The organism is Citrobacter sp. Cpo040 (assembly GCF_030332915.1).
GTDB lineage: Bacteria > Pseudomonadota > Gammaproteobacteria > Enterobacterales > Enterobacteriaceae > Citrobacter > Citrobacter portucalensis.
Window position 1 is genome coordinate 812885 of record NZ_JAOWGX010000037.1, and the last position, 15820, is coordinate 828704.

14 protein-coding genes are annotated in these 15820 nt (G+C 53.3%); 4 read left to right on the top strand and 10 right to left on the bottom strand.

Going from position 1 to position 15820, the window contains the following annotated elements:
- Positions 1-10: 10 nt before the first annotated feature.
- The 3 genes from ubiE to udp form a co-directional block, all read right to left on the bottom strand.
- Positions 11-766, bottom strand: coding sequence for a bifunctional demethylmenaquinone methyltransferase/2-methoxy-6-polyprenyl-1,4-benzoquinol methylase UbiE (gene ubiE / locus OGX86_RS22350; RefSeq protein WP_286640704.1), 756 nt, complete (start codon positions 764-766; stop codon positions 11-13).
- Positions 767-860: 94 nt separating this feature from the next.
- Positions 861-2291, bottom strand: coding sequence for a DNA recombination protein RmuC (rmuC, locus tag OGX86_RS22355; RefSeq protein ID WP_174770875.1), 1431 nt, complete (start codon positions 2289-2291; stop codon positions 861-863).
- Positions 2292-2431: 140 nt separating this feature from the next.
- Positions 2432-3193 carry a uridine phosphorylase gene (gene udp, locus OGX86_RS22360; RefSeq protein WP_003828923.1) on the bottom strand — a complete coding sequence of 254 codons (762 nt, stop codon included), beginning with the start codon at positions 3191-3193 and terminating at the stop codon, positions 2432-2434.
- A gap of 265 nt (positions 3194-3458) precedes the next feature.
- On the opposite strand from udp, the gene OGX86_RS22365 reads away from it, so the two are divergent.
- Positions 3459-4265, top strand: a complete 807-nt coding sequence (locus OGX86_RS22365; protein WP_286640706.1) for a dienelactone hydrolase family protein — start codon at positions 3459-3461, stop codon at positions 4263-4265.
- Positions 4266-4361: 96 nt separating this feature from the next.
- On the opposite strand, the gene metE is transcribed toward OGX86_RS22365, so the two are convergent.
- Positions 4362-6623, bottom strand: a complete 2262-nt coding sequence (gene metE, locus OGX86_RS22370) for a 5-methyltetrahydropteroyltriglutamate--homocysteine S-methyltransferase (RefSeq protein WP_286640708.1) — start codon at positions 6621-6623, stop codon at positions 4362-4364.
- Positions 6624-6858: 235 nt separating this feature from the next.
- On the opposite strand from metE, the gene metR reads away from it, so the two are divergent.
- Positions 6859-7812, top strand: a complete 954-nt coding sequence (gene metR, locus OGX86_RS22375; protein WP_003017908.1) for an HTH-type transcriptional regulator MetR — start codon at positions 6859-6861, stop codon at positions 7810-7812.
- Here metR and OGX86_RS22380 read toward each other — a convergent pair.
- The 3 genes from OGX86_RS22380 to pldB all read right to left on the bottom strand — a co-directional run bounded on the left by OGX86_RS22380 (position 7700) and on the right by pldB (position 10511).
- Positions 7700-8599, bottom strand: coding sequence for a carboxylate/amino acid/amine transporter (locus OGX86_RS22380; protein WP_136392466.1), 900 nt, complete (start codon positions 8597-8599; stop codon positions 7700-7702). The genes metR and OGX86_RS22380 overlap by 113 nt on opposite strands.
- Positions 8600-8678: 79 nt before the next feature.
- Positions 8679-9479: a sugar/pyridoxal phosphate phosphatase YigL gene (gene yigL, locus OGX86_RS22385; protein ID WP_008787091.1), complete on the bottom strand. Its 801-nt coding sequence runs from the start codon at positions 9477-9479 to the stop codon at positions 8679-8681.
- A 15-nt stretch (positions 9480-9494) separates the two neighbouring features.
- A complete protein-coding gene (pldB, locus tag OGX86_RS22390) occupies positions 9495-10511 on the bottom strand; it encodes a lysophospholipase L2 (protein WP_003017911.1) in 1017 nt (338 codons plus the stop codon).
- Between the two features lie 110 nt (positions 10512-10621).
- Here pldB and rhtB point away from each other — a divergent pair, with 110 nt between their 5' ends.
- Together rhtB and OGX86_RS22400 are read left to right on the top strand one after the other, a co-directional pair.
- The gene (gene rhtB / locus OGX86_RS22395) at positions 10622-11242 is read left to right on the top strand and encodes a homoserine/homoserine lactone efflux protein (protein WP_003828938.1); all 621 of its coding nucleotides are present in this window, start codon (positions 10622-10624) and stop codon (positions 11240-11242) included.
- 162 nt (positions 11243-11404) lie between these two features.
- The gene (locus OGX86_RS22400) at positions 11405-12289 is read left to right on the top strand and encodes an Rpn family recombination-promoting nuclease/putative transposase (protein ID WP_136392469.1); all 885 of its coding nucleotides are present in this window, start codon (positions 11405-11407) and stop codon (positions 12287-12289) included.
- A gap of 38 nt (positions 12290-12327) precedes the next feature.
- Here the strand turns inward: OGX86_RS22400 and rhtC are convergent, their stop codons facing one another.
- The 3 genes from rhtC to pldA form a co-directional block, all read right to left on the bottom strand.
- Positions 12328-12948, bottom strand: coding sequence for a threonine export protein RhtC (gene rhtC / locus OGX86_RS22405; RefSeq protein ID WP_003828942.1), 621 nt, complete (start codon positions 12946-12948; stop codon positions 12328-12330).
- Positions 12949-13011: 63 nt separating this feature from the next.
- On the bottom strand, positions 13012-14841 hold the full coding sequence (gene recQ, locus OGX86_RS22410; protein ID WP_286640712.1) for an ATP-dependent DNA helicase RecQ: 1830 nt from the start codon (positions 14839-14841) through the stop codon (positions 13012-13014).
- An 88-nt stretch (positions 14842-14929) separates the two neighbouring features.
- Positions 14930-15799 carry a phospholipase A gene (pldA, locus tag OGX86_RS22415; protein ID WP_003828947.1) on the bottom strand — a complete coding sequence of 290 codons (870 nt, stop codon included), beginning with the start codon at positions 15797-15799 and terminating at the stop codon, positions 14930-14932.
- Positions 15800-15820 lie beyond the last annotated feature (21 nt).

Sequence of the window (15820 nt, forward strand, 5' to 3'; positions counted from 1 at the left end):
CACTCTCCTGTCAGAACTTGTAACCACGATGCAGCGCAACGACACCTGCTGTCAGGTTGTAGTAATCAACGCTTTCGAACCCGGCCTCTTGCATCATTGCTTTTAAGGTGTCCTGATCGGGATGCATACGGATTGACTCCGCCAAATAACGGTAGCTGTCCGCATCGCTTGCTACCATTGAACCTATGCGCGGCAGAACATGGAAAGAGTATGCGTCGTAGGCTTTGCTCAACGGTTCGATGATGGGTTTGGAGAATTCTAGCACCAGTAGACGTCCGCCTGGCTTCAATACGCGGTACATGGAGCGTAATGCTTTGTCTTTATCCGTTACGTTGCGCAGACCGAAAGAGATGGTGATGCAGTCAAACGTGTTGTCAGGGAAAGGTAATGCTTCCGCATTCGCCTGAACGTACTCAACGTTACCTACCACGCCAATATTACGCAGCTTTTCGCGACCCATTTTGAGCATTGAGTCATTGATATCCGCCAGCACAACTTTGCCGGTTTCACCAACCATGCGAGAGAATTTCGCCGTCAGATCGCCGGTACCGCCTGCTAAATCGAGAACGGTTTGCCCGCGACGCACGCCACTGCAATCAATGGTGAAGCGCTTCCACAAACGATGAATGCCAAATGACATTAAGTCATTCATAACGTCATATTTAGACGCCACAGAATGAAAAACGTGGGCCACCATGTCAGCTTTCTGCTCTTTAGCGACGGTCTGAAAGCCAAAGTGCGTCGTTTCTTGTGAATTATCCACCATCTCAGTGCCTGCTCATCCAAAAAATGTTCGAGAAGTGTAACAGATTGGGCCAATTTGCCCTACCCTTCTGCCGGGTTCAACTACCCCAAATGGACTAGTTTGATTGCTGATTTACCGCTTCATCCTCGGGGTAAGGCGCATCTTGTTGCGTCTCAGGGACCGAGCGCAAGCGGTATTCCTCATCCTGTGTAGTCGCTTGTTCAGCCAGCTCAGGATTAATCTCGCGCTTAATTTCCACGCCTAAACTACGAAAAGCTTCTGCCTGCGACAGGACATTTCCACGACCGGAAGAGAGTTTTTTCATCGCCTGTCGGTAGTTGTCCTGGGCCTTGTCCAGGCTTTGACCTATTGCCGACATATCATCCACAAACAACCGCATCTTGTCATAAAGTTTGCTGGCCCGATCGGCAATTTGTTGCGCATTACGACTCTGATGCTCGTAGCGCCACAGGTTGGCGATCGTGCGCAATGCCACCAACAGCGTGGTAGGGCTCACCAGCATAATGTTATTTCTAAGCGCTTCGGTAATCAGTTCGGGCTGTCTGTCGAGCGCCAGCAAAAAAGCGGGCTCAACGGGGATAAACATCAACACATAGTCAAGCGTACGCAGCCCAGGAAGCTGCTGATAATCTTTGCGCCCCAGTAGTCGAATATGGTTGCGCACCGAGGCGATGTGCTCCTGCAATGCACTTTCGCGGGTGTATTCATCTTCTGCGTTAAAATAGCGCTCATAGGCGACCAGCGTCATTTTCGCATCGATCACCACATCTTTACCCTGCGGTAGCCGAACGATGACATCAGGCTGCATTCGCGAACGGGCGTCGTTTTCGATGCTGACCTGGGTTTCATATTCATAACCCTCACGCAGACCAGAGGCTTCGAGTACCCGCGTGAGTACGACCTCTCCCCAATTACCCTGCGTTTTGTTATCGCCTTTTAATGCCCGCGTCAGGTTTACCGCTTCCTGTGCCATCTGCGCATTCAGTTGTTGGAGATTACGAATTTCGTGTGCCAGGGTATGGCGTTCTTGTGCCTCTTTACCAAAGCTATCCTGAACCTGGCGACGAAAACCGTCCAGTTGTTCACGAAGCGGCGCAAGCAGGCTGTTCAGACTTTGGCGATTTTGCTCATCAACACGGCGGTTGCTGTGCTCAAAAATACGATTCGCCAGATTTTCAAACTGTTCGCTCAGACGCTGTTCGCTGTTGATCATCTGGCGGATTTTATCTTCCGCATGCTGTTGCGTTGCTTCCAGCCGGGTAGTGACTTCACGGAGATCGGCTTCCAGAGAGGTGTTGATACTGTGCAGACTGCGTAATTCGTTATTGAGTAGTTCGCACTCATCACGCCAGTGAGCTTCCTGCGAGAGCTGCTGGCGAGCGGCGCTTAGCGCAATATCCAGTTCACGTCGCTCTTCGATGAGGTCGGCACGGATTTGATCGGCGCGTGCTTTTGTCGCCAGCCACCCTACCAGTAGCCCTGCGGCTAACGCCAACACGGCACTCATCATAATTGAAATATCCACAACGCCCCCTTACAGCAACGACTTGCCCGCACAAAATAGAATTGTGCTGTATAAACGTCCAGTTTAAAAGGAATTTCCTGCGAGGCACTACGCAAAATAAAAAGGCCGAACGCGTCGGCCTTTTTGAATAGAAGGGAGAATTACAGTAAACGACGCGCGGCTTCTACCACGATTTTCACCGCGTGGCTTTCCGTTTGTTTCATCGTTTCCGCATTAGGGATCTCTTGCTGAGTACGGTTCACGATAACACCTGCGACCATACCGGCACGCAGACCCTGGCTTGCGCACATGGTCAGCAGCGTAGCAGATTCCATTTCGTAGTTCATGACGCCCATAGACTGCCACTCTTCCATTGAGCCTTTGAAACGGCTCACGACGCGACCAGAGAAGGTGTCATAACGCTCCTGGCCTGGGTAGAAGGTGTCAGAAGACGCAGTAACACCCACGTGAGTGGTGGCGCCGATAGATTTCGCCGCTTCCACCAGCGCGGTGGTGCACTCGAAGTCCGCAACGGCCGGGAATTCCATTGGTGCGAAGTGTAGGCTTGCACCGTCCAGACGAACAGATGCAGTGGTAACCAGTACATCACCCACGTTGATATGCGGCTGGATAGCGCCAGTCGTACCGATACGCAGGAAGGTACGAATGCCCAGCTGTGCCAATTCTTCTACGGCAATAGAGGTGGACGGGCCGCCGATACCGGTAGAGCAAACGATCACGGCTTTACCATCCAGCTCAGCACGCCAGGTGGTGAACTCGCGATGAGATGCCAGCTTAACCGGCTTATCCATCAGCGCGGCGATCTTTTCCACACGCTCCGGGTCGCCAGGGACGATAGCAAGCGTAGCCCCTTGTAAATCGTTCTTAGTGAGGCCGAGATGAAAAACATCAGACTTAGACATAAAAACTCCTCTGTGAATCGGTTTTGTCAGAAGAAGCAAAAACACACTTTACCGAAGGCATAAACATATTTTCGTGACAGTCATCACTATGATGTAAATCAATTGCATTCGATTACCATTAAATGGTGATCTTTATCACATAAATGATGCGATATAAGTAAGCCCTGCACAAAAGATAGACCGTTTAAGGCAATGTGGTTCGTTGCATGTGTCTATAGTTAACAATGCGCTTTTTTGCTGAATATTTAAGGGTACGGAGAATACCATGACAACACGACAATCTGGCTTTGCACCTACTGTATCTCCACCGACGTCTACCACGGTTCACACCCCGGATAATGCAATTATCGCCGGTGTAACGTCCATACCTTCACAAGGCGATGATATGCCAGCGTATCACGCACGACCAAAACAGACTGATGGCCTGCTGCCCGTAGTCATTGTCGTGCAGGAGATTTTTGGTATTCATGAGCACATTCGTGACGTTTGCCGTCGTCTGGCTCTGGAAGGGTATCTGGCTATCGCACCAGAACTCTATTTTCGCGAAGGCGATCCCAATGACTTTGCCGATATCCCTACGCTGCTTAGTGGCCTTGTCGCCAAAGTGCCTGACTCTCAGGTACTGGCCGATCTGGACCACGTCGCTAGCTGGGCCTCCCGCAACGGAGGAGATGCGCACCAGTTGATGATCACCGGATTTTGCTGGGGTGGACGCATCACCTGGCTGTATGCCGCACATAATCCGCAGTTAAAAGCGGCCGTGGCGTGGTATGGCAAACTGGTGGGTGACAAAACCCTCAACTCGCCAAAACATCCCGTTGATATCGCAACCGATCTTAACGCCCCCGTTTTGGGGCTTTATGGCGGCCAGGACACCAGCATTCCGCAAGATACCGTTGAAACAATGCGCCAGGCGCTACGCGCCGCCAATGCTAAAGCGGAAATCGTGGTCTATCCCGATGCCGGACATGCGTTCAACGCCGATTATCGCCCGAGCTATCACGAAGAGTCCGCGAAAGACGGTTGGCAGAGAATGCTGGAGTGGTTCGTGCAATACGGTGGGAAGAAATAAACGTTAATTGCCCGGTGGCAGCGACGCCTGACCGGGCCTACAACTATTGCGATTTCCTGTAACCCGGGTAAGCACCAGCGCTTCCCGGGCACCGAATTACGCCTGACGCAGATTCTGCGCCGCTTTGACCATGTTCGCCAGCGCGGCACGGGTTTCCGGCCAGCCGCGGGTTTTCAGGCCGCAGTCCGGGTTCACCCACAGACGTTCTGCTGGAATGCGCTGCTCAGCTTTCTTCAACAGGGCTTCAATCCACTCCACGCTCGGAACGTTCGGCGAGTGAATATCATATACGCCCGGCCCGATTTCATTCGGATAGTCGAACTCTTCAAACGATTCCAGCAACTCCATATCAGAGCGCGAGGTTTCAATGGTGATCACGTCCGCATCCAGCGCCGCAATGGAGTCCATGATGTCGTTGAACTCGCAATAACACATGTGGGTGTGGATCTGGGTTTCATCCTTCGCTACCGCCGCGTTAATGCGGAAGGCCTCCACTCCCCACTCCAGATACGCCGCCCAGTCGCTGCGACGCAGTGGTAAACCTTCGCGCAGTGCCGGTTCATCAATCTGGATGATGCCGATACCCGCCGCTTCCAGATCCGCCACTTCATCACGCAGCGCCAGCGCGATCTGCTTCGCGATGGTTTCACGCGTCACGTCTTCACGCGGGAATGACCAGCAGAGAATGGTCACCGGACCGGTCAGCATGCCTTTTACCGGTTTGTCGGTCAGCGACTGGGCATATTTCGCCCACTCCACGGTGATCGCTTCCGGGCGGCTGACGTCGCCAATCACCACCGGCGGCTTCACGCAGCGAGAGCCGTAGCTCTGCACCCAACCGTTCTGGGTAAAGACGAAGCCGTCCAGGTGTTCGCCAAAGTATTCGACCATGTCATTACGCTCGGCTTCACCGTGTACCAGCACGTCGAGACCAAGACGTTCCTGTTCAACAATCGCCTGTTTAATATGTTCCGCAATTCCAGTGCGATAGTTACCAGCATCCAGGTTGCCCTTTTTGAAGTCCAGGCGCAGGCCGCGAATTTCTGTGGTTTGCGGGAATGAACCGATAGTCGTAGTCGGCCATGCCGGCAGATTAAAGCGGGCACGTTGCGCCTCGGCACGAACCGGGTAAGCGTTAGCGCGCTGGCTGTCCTGGGCGGTGATTGCCGCCAGACGTTTTTCCACTGTGGCGTTGTGTACGCGGGTAGAGTGACGACGAGCCTGAATCGGTGCGCTCCACTCGACAATTGCTGCCGTATCACCGCTATTCAACGCATCGCGCAGCAGCGCCAGCTCGCCGCACTTTTGCAACGCGAAGGCAAACCAGCTCTTCACTTCTGCATCAAGGCGGGTTTCCACACTGAGATCGATTGGGCTATGCAGCAGGGAGCAGGAAGAAGCCACCCACAGGTTACGTTTCCCGACGATATCTTTGATTTGTGCGTATTTTTCGCTGAGATCGGCACGCCAGACGTTGCGGCCGTTCACCAGCCCCGCTGACAGCAGCCAGTCGGCTGGCAGACGCGTGTGCAGCTCGGCTGCATCATCTTTGCCGTGCACGAAGTCAACGTGCAGCCCCTGTACCGGCAGGGCGGTAATGGTATCCAGGTTTGGCGTTACGCCTTCGAAGTAAGTGGTCAGTAGCAGCTTCACCTGACCCGTCAGCGCGTCATAAGCTGGTTTGAAGGCGTCCAGCCACGCTTGCGGTAATTCCAGCACCAGAGCGGGTTCGTCAATCTGCACCCACTCAATACCGCGTTTCGCCAGCTCGGCCAGCACCTGCTGGTAAACCGGCAGAATGTCGTTCAACAGGCTCAGGCGGTCAAACTGTTCGCCTTTCACTTTACCCAACCACAGGTAGGTTACCGGCCCCAGCAGCACAGGCTTCACCTTGTGACCGAGCGCCAGCGCTTCGTCCACTTCATCCAGCAGTTGGGTCCAGGTCAGTTTAAACTGCTGACCTTTAGTGAACTCTGGCACCATGTAGTGATAGTTGGTGTTAAACCATTTGGTCATTTCTGCCGCCGCCGCGGGTTCACCCGTTGGTGCGCGGCCACGGCCAATGCGGAATAAGGTATCGATATCGACCGAGCCGTCTTTATTTTGATGGCGAGCCGGAACGTTGCCGAGCAGTAGGCTGGTAGTCAGCACGTGATCGTACCAGGCAAAATCACCCACCGGCAGCAGGTCAACGCCCGCATGCTTCTGCTGATCCCAGTGGCGGGCACGCAGCTCGCGGCCAACGGTCAGCAAATCTTCACGGGAAGAATTTCCCGCCCAGTAGCTTTCTTGCGCTTTCTTCAACTCGCGACGCAGGCCAACGCGAGGGAAACCGAGGGTGTGATTCAATATTGTCATTTTTCTTCCTCTAATTATATGTAAATCCTATGGATTTTGAATTTAGGGAAGGCGGCAAGTTTACTCATCCCCAGGAGCTTACTGAAGTAAGTGACTGGGGTGGGGAAACGAAGCCAACGCACCATAAATTTAAAAGACGAAGGATTTTAGCCGTCCAGATGTTTACACATCCATAATTGGCGGTTACTGTATATTCCTCAAGCGCAATTTGTTCATGCCGAAGTGAAGGACTTTCATGATCGAGATTAAACACCTGAAAACGCTCCAGGCGTTGCGGAATAGTGGTTCTCTGGCAGCCGCAGCGGCGACGTTGCATCAGACCCAATCCGCCCTTTCTCACCAGTTCAGCGATCTGGAGCAGCGCCTTGGCTTTCGACTTTTTATCCGTAAAAGCCAGCCTCTGCGCTTTACGCCGCAGGGAGAAATCCTGCTGCAGTTAGCCAATCAGGTGTTGCCGCAAATTGGTCGTGCGCTGCAGGCCTGCAACGAACCGCAGCAAACCCGGCTGCGAATCGCGATTGAATGTCACAGTTGTATTCAATGGCTGACGCCCGCGCTGGAGAATTTTCGAGCCAACTGGCCGCAGGTGGAGATGGACTTTAAATCCGGCGTGACGTTCGATCCGCAACCAGCGCTACAGCAGGATGAGCTGGATCTGGTGTTAACCTCCGACATCCTGCCGCGCAGCGGATTGCACTACTCACCGATGTTTGATTTTGAAGTCCGCCTGGTACTGGCGCCTGACCATCCGTTGGCCAGCAAAACTCAAATCACACCGGAAGATTTGGCCAGCGAGACGCTGCTGATTTACCCGGTACAGCGGAGTCGACTGGATGTATGGCGGCATTTTCTGCAGCCTGCAGGCGTTAGTCCGTCGCTGAAAAGCGTGGATAATACCTTGCTGCTGATTCAGATGGTTGCAGCCAGAATGGGTATCGCGGCATTACCGCACTGGGTGGTGGAGAGTTTTGAACGCCAGGGCCTGGTAGTGACCAAAACCCTGGGTGATGGATTGTGGAGCCGACTGTACGCCGCCGTGCGTGATGGCGAGCAGCGACAGCCGGTCACAGAAGCGTTTATTCGCTCAGCGCGGAATCACGCCTGCGATCACCTACCGTTTGTACGGAGTGCGGAACGACCCACTTTCGATGTACCCACAGTGAAGCCACTATCACAGCCGCACCAATGATGAAGCTTGGCCAGTGAGGTTGTTGATGCCAGATAGCCAGGTTAACCAGCAGTCCGGCAGGGACATGCATATTGTTCATGATGCCCAGCGTGCCCGCATCCACCTGGGTCGCGCCGTAGTTCCACATAAAGTAACCAATGCCGGACGCCGCCACGCCAAGAAAGACCAGAATTCCCCACTGTAGCGTGGTTGCAGGCATTTTCTGCGCATTGCCCAGCATGAACCAGGCCACGACAGCCACCATAAAGGCGCCCATATAAAACCAGGCAAAGGCGTTGTGCTGCGGCATTGGCCGCGTCTCCATCAGACGTTTATAGCCCACCATACCAATGGCAAAGCTGATATTGGACAACTGCACCAGCAGCAGACCGGTCCAGAAGTGGCTGGTCACCTGATCGTAACGAATGATCCCCGCGCCAATCACCGCCAGTAACGCACTAAAGGCGTAACTCCAGCGCAGACGACGTCCGCTCATCAGATCATAAATCAGCGTAATGTAGAGCGGCGTCAGCACGGTAAAGAGCAGCAGTTCTGAAACCGTCAGGTACAGATAGGCGTGAAAACTCAGCATGTACATAATGCCAAGCTGCATGGCCCCCACCAGCATATACAGCCCGATCGTTTTTACGTTGTGCCCACGAGTACGTAGAAACGGCAGGAACACCAACGCCGCCAGCCCAACGCGCACCAGCACCGCAAAATAGCTATCGACATGACCGGCAAGGTACTCGCCAAACAGGCTAAAGGAAAAGGCCCACAGAATTGTGGTAATGATGAGTAACGCCACAATGGATGTCTCTTAACAAAAGGTACACCCATTGTAGCGGAGTTTTTAGTTGACAACTGGTCAGCTAACGAACAGAAGGTTACTGCAAAAACAGTTCACGCAGATAGTGTGGCACGGCATCGTCGGCATTAAGACCAATGACTTCCAGTTCCGGGTGCAGATCCTTCAGGCGCTGGTGGGCGTTGCCCATGATGCAGCCTTTACCTGCCATGGAGAGCATTTCCGCATCGTTCATCCCATCGCCAAAGGCGATGCAGTCTTTCAGGCTGTAGCCCATCGCTTTTGCTACCGCTTCCAGCGCATGACCTTTCGATACTCCGCCAGCCATGACTTCCAGACAGGTAAGCGTAGAGAAGCTGACGTTGACGCGATCGCCCCAGCGGGCGTTGATCGCCTGCTCCAGCGGCAGTAGCCTTTCGTGAGAGTCGGTGGTGAAGAACACTTTGCTGACGCCCTCAGGCTCCAGTAATGCAGGTTCAAACAGTGAATAGTTAAACACCGCTTCTTTGAAGAAACGCATTTCGTCCGGACGATGGCGATTCATAAACCACTCATCATCACGATATACGTTGGTCACGATGTCCGGGTTTGCATTCACTACGCCAAACAGGTCGCTGGCAATATCGCGATCCAGGTTATGGGAAAACACCAGATTCCCGTCAGAATCATGCACGCGCGCGCCGTTGGACGTGATCATGTAGGTTTTAATGCCGAGGTTATCGCGAATTTGCCCCACATCAACATGATGACGGCCAGTCGCAAACACGAAGTTAACGCCGCGAGCGGTCAATAACTTCAGCGTCTCTTTGGCATAAGGGGACAGAGTATGGTCGGGAGAAAGCAGCGTACCATCTAAATCAGACGCAACAACCTGATACATAAGAAAATTCAACCTCTAGGCAAAGCGGGTTCCGCTGGATGAGTTATGCTTGTCGAAAAATTCGACAATAGCGTTAAGCGCGACTGAGCGCATGGCGTCCTTTTCAAAAAGGATCTCATGGTACGCGCCTTTGATGACAAGCGGCTGCCCCCCTTCTACAGGATGGCCTGCTGCGGCGCGGAGTTCACAAAAACGATCGTGCATGCGGTTATCTACCACACGCTCTTCTTCAGCCTGAATCAGCAGCGTCGGCGTCGCATCATCCCCGGCGCCAGCCAAAACCTGTTCGCCAGCCAGAATCCCTTCACGTACCCAGTGATAGGTGGGACCGCCAACGCGCAACCGCGGCTCATCAGCATAAAAGCGCAGATTGCGCCGATAGCGCTGTCGACTATGGGTTAACGCATTCATACCGAACGGCAGCGCCCGCCAGCGCCCGGTTCCCATCGCATAGCCTTCGCGGATCCGCGGATGCCCTTCGGCCCAGTCCAGTATATGGCGCACCATCCAGTCGGGAAAGCGCATCACAATACCAAACATCGGTGCGCAAAGCGCGATGGCATCACACTGATTCGGGTGGCGTTGCAGGAATAACGTGGCAATCGCCCCGCCCATTGAATGCGCCAGGATATAGCGTTTTCTCCACGGGCCGGGTAGCACTTCCTGCTGCCAGAAGGCGGTTAGATCGTCGACATAATCATTAAAGTTATCGACATGACCGCGGTGCGGATCCGAAAGCATACGCCCGGAACGCCCCTGGCCACGGTGATCGATAATGAGAACGTCAAAACCAGAATGAAACAGGTCATACGCCAGTTCAGCGTATTTCACGTAGCTTTCAATGCGTCCAGGACAGACGACGATGACGCGATCGTTTTTTTCTGCATGAAAACGAACAAAATGTACGGGAATATCATCCACGCCCGTAAATTCCGCTTCTTCCCGCTGACGCCAGAAATCTGTCAGTGGCCCCATGGAAAAAGCAGCAAACGCGTTTTCTCTTGTTTCCCAGTCTTTTTGCTGCTGAAACATCGGGTATCCAGCCTCGCTGACCAAGTAAAATCGTTTTTTTCGCCGTCACTGACACAACCTAACGGCAGTAGCGTATTGTGGCATAAAAATAGACAATCCGGGAGTTTCTCATGACCTTTGAATGGTGGTTCGCCTACCTGCTGACCTCTATTATTTTGAGCTTGTCCCCAGGCTCTGGCGCTATCAATACCATGACCACCGCCATCAGCCACGGATATCGCGGTGCCAGCGCGTCGATTGCGGGTTTGCAGACCGGCTTGGGTATTCATATCGTTCTGGTTGGCGTAGGACTGGGAACGCTATTTTCACGTTCGGTGATCGCATTTGAGGTGCTGAAGTGGGCGGGAGCGGCCTATCTGATTTGGCTGGGTATTCAGCAATGGCGCGCGGCGGGTGCTATCGATCTGAATACCATGGCGAATACGCAATCGCGCAGCCGGCTGTTCAAACGCGCGGTCTTTGTTAATCTGACCAATCCCAAGAGCATAGTTTTTCTTGCCGCTCTGTTCCCGCAGTTCATCCTGCCGCAGGAACCGCAGTTGATGCAGTACGTGGTGCTTGGCGTCACGACCATCGTGGTCGATATCATTGTGATGATCGGTTACGCGACGTTGGCCACGCGCATTGCTGGCTGGATTAAAGGGCCAAAGCAAATGAAGGCGCTCAACAAAGTGTTTGGTTCGCTGTTTATGCTGATAGGCGCCCTGCTGGCATCGGCAAGGCATGCCTAGCAAATGGAACGTCGCTCGCAATGAAATGCTATCTGTAAGAGCCTCTGAACATGGCTTTTCGTACTTCGCCGAAAAGGGAGAAAAGCCTTTTATCCTGTACTGTTAGACGTTGATTGCTAATGCCAGAATGCTGCCATATTCACCACTCACGGATGATTAACGATGGCGGAAGTAACAACACCACATGACGCAGTATTTAAAACCTTCCTCTCCCGCGTGGAAACCGCGCGGGACTTTATCGAACTTCATCTTCCTCCCTCGTTAATCAAAATATGCAAACTGGAAACGCTCCGTCTGGAATCAGGCAGTTTTGTGGAGGACGATCTGCGCCCCTATTTCAGCGATATTCTCTACTCACTGGAAACCACCAGCGGACATGGCTATGTACATGTGCTCATTGAGCATCAAAGCTCACCGGATAAGCACATGTCATTTCGCCTGATGCGCTACGCTATCGCAGCGATGCAGCGTCATCTTGAGGCTGGAAACGACACTCTGCCGCTGGTTATTCCAGTGCTCTTTTACCATGGCAAGCAAAGCCCATGGCAAGGCTCAATGAACTGGCTGGATCACTTTGAGGATTCTGGAACCGCCCTTCAACTTTACAGCACACCATTTCCGTTGGTGGATGTGACGGTTATTCCAGATGATGAGAGCATGCAGCATCGCAGTATGGCAGCGCTGACATTAGTACAAAAACACATTCGCCAGCGCGACATGGCGCAGTTGCTGGATAAACTTACCCGCCTGTTTATGCTGGAGAAGATGAGCGGACAACAAATAACCGTGCTGGTAAACTACATGGTGCAAGCAGGGAATACACAAGATGTTCAGACATTATTGTATAAGCTGGCACAGCGGGTGCCGCAGCATGGAGAAAAACTGATGACAATGGCGGATCAACTAAAGCAGATAGGCCGTGAAGAAGGGAGGCGCATTGCCCTTACTGATGTAGCAAAAGCGATGCTCAAGCGAGGTCTTGATACCGACGCGATTATGGAAATGACCGGCCTTTCGAAGGATGAGCTACAGAAGCTTGCGCAATAAGCCGCATACCGCCTGGGACTCCCAGGCGGGCAACAAACTTAGCGCGAAATAATCAGATGGATACCGAAGCCTGCGAACAGCGCGCCGGCAAAACCATCAATCCACTTCGCCAGACGCTGATAGCCACGACGCATTTTCGGGAGCGCAAACAGGCTGGCGACCACGGTAAACCACGCCAGTGTTTCCACGATAATCAGAGCAAAGATCCCCCAACGCGCGCCCGTTCCCACGTTGTCGCCAACGAACAATGAGAAGACGGAGCCAAAATAGATAATGGCTTTAGGGTTCGCCAGGTTGGTCAGCAGACCTTTCAAAAAGCTGCGTCCGCTCTGCGCCAGCTCCACCTGCGGAGTGGGCGCGGCAACATCCTGTTTTTTAAACGCGCCGCGCAGCATCTGATAACCCATCCAGCACAGATACAGCCCCCCGCCTACCATAATAATGGTATGCAGCCAGGCCATTTTTTCGATAATCAGATGCAGGCCGAGCAGTGCCACGCCAGCCCAGACCATGACGCCGCAGGTAATGCCCAGCACACCCATCATAGCTTCTTTGCGCGAACGGCTAACCGCAGTTTGAGAAACAAAAAAGAAATCGGGACCGGGGCTCATCAGCGCAACGATATGCACCAACGCAACGGTGAAAAATAGCGTTAACATAAAAATGACTCGCGGGGGAATAGTTCAGTGAGTCACCATCCTGGCACTTTTTTGCCCGGCTGACTACTCTTCGTCGTCACCATCAACGTGTGCGCGAATAAGCGCCATAAACTCTTTACCGAAACGCTCCAGTTTACGCATCCCCACACCGTTGACGCTTAGCATTTCACTCGGTGAAACCGGCATCTGCTCCGCCATTTCAATCAGCGTGGCGTCGTTGAACACCACGTACGGCGGAATGTTCTCTTCGTCGGCAATGGCTTTACGCAGCTTACGCAATTTGGCGAACAGTTTGCGGTCGTAGTTACCACCGAAGGATTTCTGCATCGCACGCGGTTTCAGCGCCACAATACGTGGTACAGCAAGCTGTAACGCAACGTCACCGCGCAACACCGGACGCGCGGCTTCTGTTAGCTGTAACGCGGAGTGATAAGCAATATTCTGCGTCACCAGACCCAGGTGAATAAGCTGGCGAATAACGCTCACCCAGTGTTCGTGGCTTTGCTCGCGACCAATGCCATAGACCGGCAGTTTGTCATGAGCCAGTTCGCGAATACGCTGGTTATTCGCTCCGCGCAGCACTTCCACGACGTACCCCATGCCGAAGCGTTGGTTAACACGGTAAATCGTCGACAGCGCTTTGCGCGCATCCATAAGTCCGTCGTACTGTTTTGGCGGGTCGAGGCAGATGTCGCAGTTACCACACGGCTCCTGACGCCCTTCGCCAAAATAGTTCAGCAGCACCAGACGACGACAGGTCTGCGCCTCGGCAAACGCCCCCATCGCATTGAGCTTATGCCGTTCGATATCCAGCAGTTGCCCAGCGGGTTTCTCTTCGAGGCAACGGCGTAGCCATGCCATATCAGCCGGATCGTAAAACAGCATGGCTTCCGCAGGCAGGCCATCACGCCCGGCGCGGCCGGTTTCCTGGTAATAGGATTCGATATTGCGCGGAATATCGAAATGCACCACGAAGCGTACGTTAGGTTTGTTGATCCCCATACCGAACGCCACGGTCGCCACTACGATTTGCAGGTCATCACGCTGGAATTTCTCCTGCACCTCGGCGCGTACGGCGTTTTCCAGCCCGGCATGATAAGCCCCGGCGCTGATGCCACGGCTTTGCAGACGCGCGGCGGTGTCTTCGACTTTGGCGCGACTGTTACAATAGATAATGCCAGACTTACCGCGCTGCTCTTGCACGTAGCGCATCAGCTGATCGAGCGGCTTAAACTTCTCCATCAGCATGTAGCGAATGTTCGGGCGGTCAAAGCTGCTGATCTGAATTAACGGATCGTTCAGTCCCAGCAGACGCACAATGTCCAGCCGGGTTGTCTCATCCGCGGTCGCGGTCAGCGCCACAAACGGCAGCGTCGGGAAACGCTGACGTAACTGGCCCAGCGCAGCGTACTCGGGGCGGAAATCATGCCCCCACTGCGAAATACAGTGCGCTTCATCAACCGCCAGCAGCACCGGATTCCAGTGCGCCAGATGCTCAAGGAAGTTATCCAGCATCAGGCGTTCGGGCGCAATATACAGTAAGCGAATCTGCCCGCTGCGACAGCCCGCCATCACCTCAAGCTGTTGTTCACGACTTTGAGTAGAATTCAGGCACGCCGCCGCCACGCCGTTGGCTAGCAGTTGATCGACCTGATCTTTCATCAGGGAAATCAGCGGGGAAACAACAACGGTGAGTCCGTTTAGCAATAATGCGGGAATTTGATAGCACAGGGATTTACCGCCGCCGGTCGGCATAACGACCAGGCAGTCGCGACCAGAGAGCACGGTATCAATGATTTCTTCCTGACCGGGGCGAAACTGTTGGTAGCCAAAGGTTTCCTGCAAAACCTGTTTAGCGCCCATTTCCAGATTCAACACTTCCGCCTGCGCCACATTAACCCCATTCGCCCGAAATAAAAACAGGCGCTATTTTCAGCGCCTGAGAGAGAAACTGCAATGATTAAAATACTCTCAATACTTATCAGAAGATATCGTTGAGCATCACGCCCACACCAACACGCGTCTGATTGAAGTTGTAGTCAATCAGCGATTCGCCGTAACCACTGTAGACCTGAGTGTATAGACGCACATGCTTCGTGATGGGGTAACTGGCCCCCAGCTCTGCGCCGCCGTAGCCGGTATTCCAGTTGTACTGGCCTTTCACGCTGATAACCGCGTCACCCAGGTGATATCCCATTTTCAGCTGATAGTAGCCCATGTATTTAGTGATATCAGGGTTATCGTCGGTGCTACCAATCACGTACCACGGCTTAACTTCCACCAGCCAGTTACCATTTTCAGCCATCAGACGGGTATAAAGACGGTTCCAGCTACGTGACGTGGGATCGGAACGGCCGTTGGAGTCATGGTTATAACCCATTTCGACATCACGAAGCGTCCAACCGGCAAAGCGATAGTCGGTGGCGAAACCGAGGAACAACTGCGGTTCGTAGTTGGTTTCGCGAAACGGTGAAGACTCTTCACTGTTCGAAAGCTGCCACCAGGACTTCTGGGTATAGGAACCGCCAAGTACCGAGTTTGGGCCTAATATCCCGCGCCAGAGCGGAAACGCCAGGCTTAGCTGAAACTTAACCTCATCTTTGCGCGCATTTTCGGACCAGCTATAACTGCTGATCGCCTCTTTGTTCATGTCGCTGGTATTGGTGTAAATAAGATAGTTGGTATCATAAGGATAAAGCGTGAAAGGGTTGTCATGTTCCTGCAGCATATTGGCGATAATACTGCCACGAACCGCCGGTGCATCATGAATCTCTTTCACTGTCGCTTCCTGCGCATACGCGGTCAACGGCAGCATAATTGCTGGTAGTAACCATCCCAGAATCGCCCGCATCGGTAATGTTCTCCTGAACCA

What these genes read in the sequence shown, in the direction of transcription:
- rhtB (WP_003828938.1), top strand. Translation starts at nt 10,622, where the DNA reads ATGACCTTTGAATGGTGGTTCGCCTACCTGCTGACCTCTATTATTTTG.
- yigL (WP_008787091.1), bottom strand. Translation starts at nt 9,479, where the DNA reads ATGTATCAGGTTGTTGCGTCTGATTTAGATGGTACGCTGCTTTCTCCC.
- metE (WP_286640708.1), bottom strand. Translation starts at nt 6,623, where the DNA reads ATGACAATATTGAATCACACCCTCGGTTTCCCTCGCGTTGGCCTGCGT.
- ubiE (WP_286640704.1), bottom strand. Translation starts at nt 766, where the DNA reads ATGGTGGATAATTCACAAGAAACGACGCACTTTGGCTTTCAGACCGTC.
- rhtC (WP_003828942.1), bottom strand. Translation starts at nt 12,948, where the DNA reads ATGTTAACGCTATTTTTCACCGTTGCGTTGGTGCATATCGTTGCGCTG.
- pldA (WP_003828947.1), bottom strand. Translation starts at nt 15,799, where the DNA reads ATGCGGGCGATTCTGGGATGGTTACTACCAGCAATTATGCTGCCGTTG.
- OGX86_RS22400 (WP_136392469.1), top strand. Translation starts at nt 11,405, where the DNA reads ATGGCGGAAGTAACAACACCACATGACGCAGTATTTAAAACCTTCCTC.
- metR (WP_003017908.1), top strand. Translation starts at nt 6,859, where the DNA reads ATGATCGAGATTAAACACCTGAAAACGCTCCAGGCGTTGCGGAATAGT.
- OGX86_RS22365 (WP_286640706.1), top strand. Translation starts at nt 3,459, where the DNA reads ATGACAACACGACAATCTGGCTTTGCACCTACTGTATCTCCACCGACG.
- udp (WP_003828923.1), bottom strand. Translation starts at nt 3,193, where the DNA reads ATGTCTAAGTCTGATGTTTTTCATCTCGGCCTCACTAAGAACGATTTA.
- pldB (WP_003017911.1), bottom strand. Translation starts at nt 10,511, where the DNA reads ATGTTTCAGCAGCAAAAAGACTGGGAAACAAGAGAAAACGCGTTTGCT.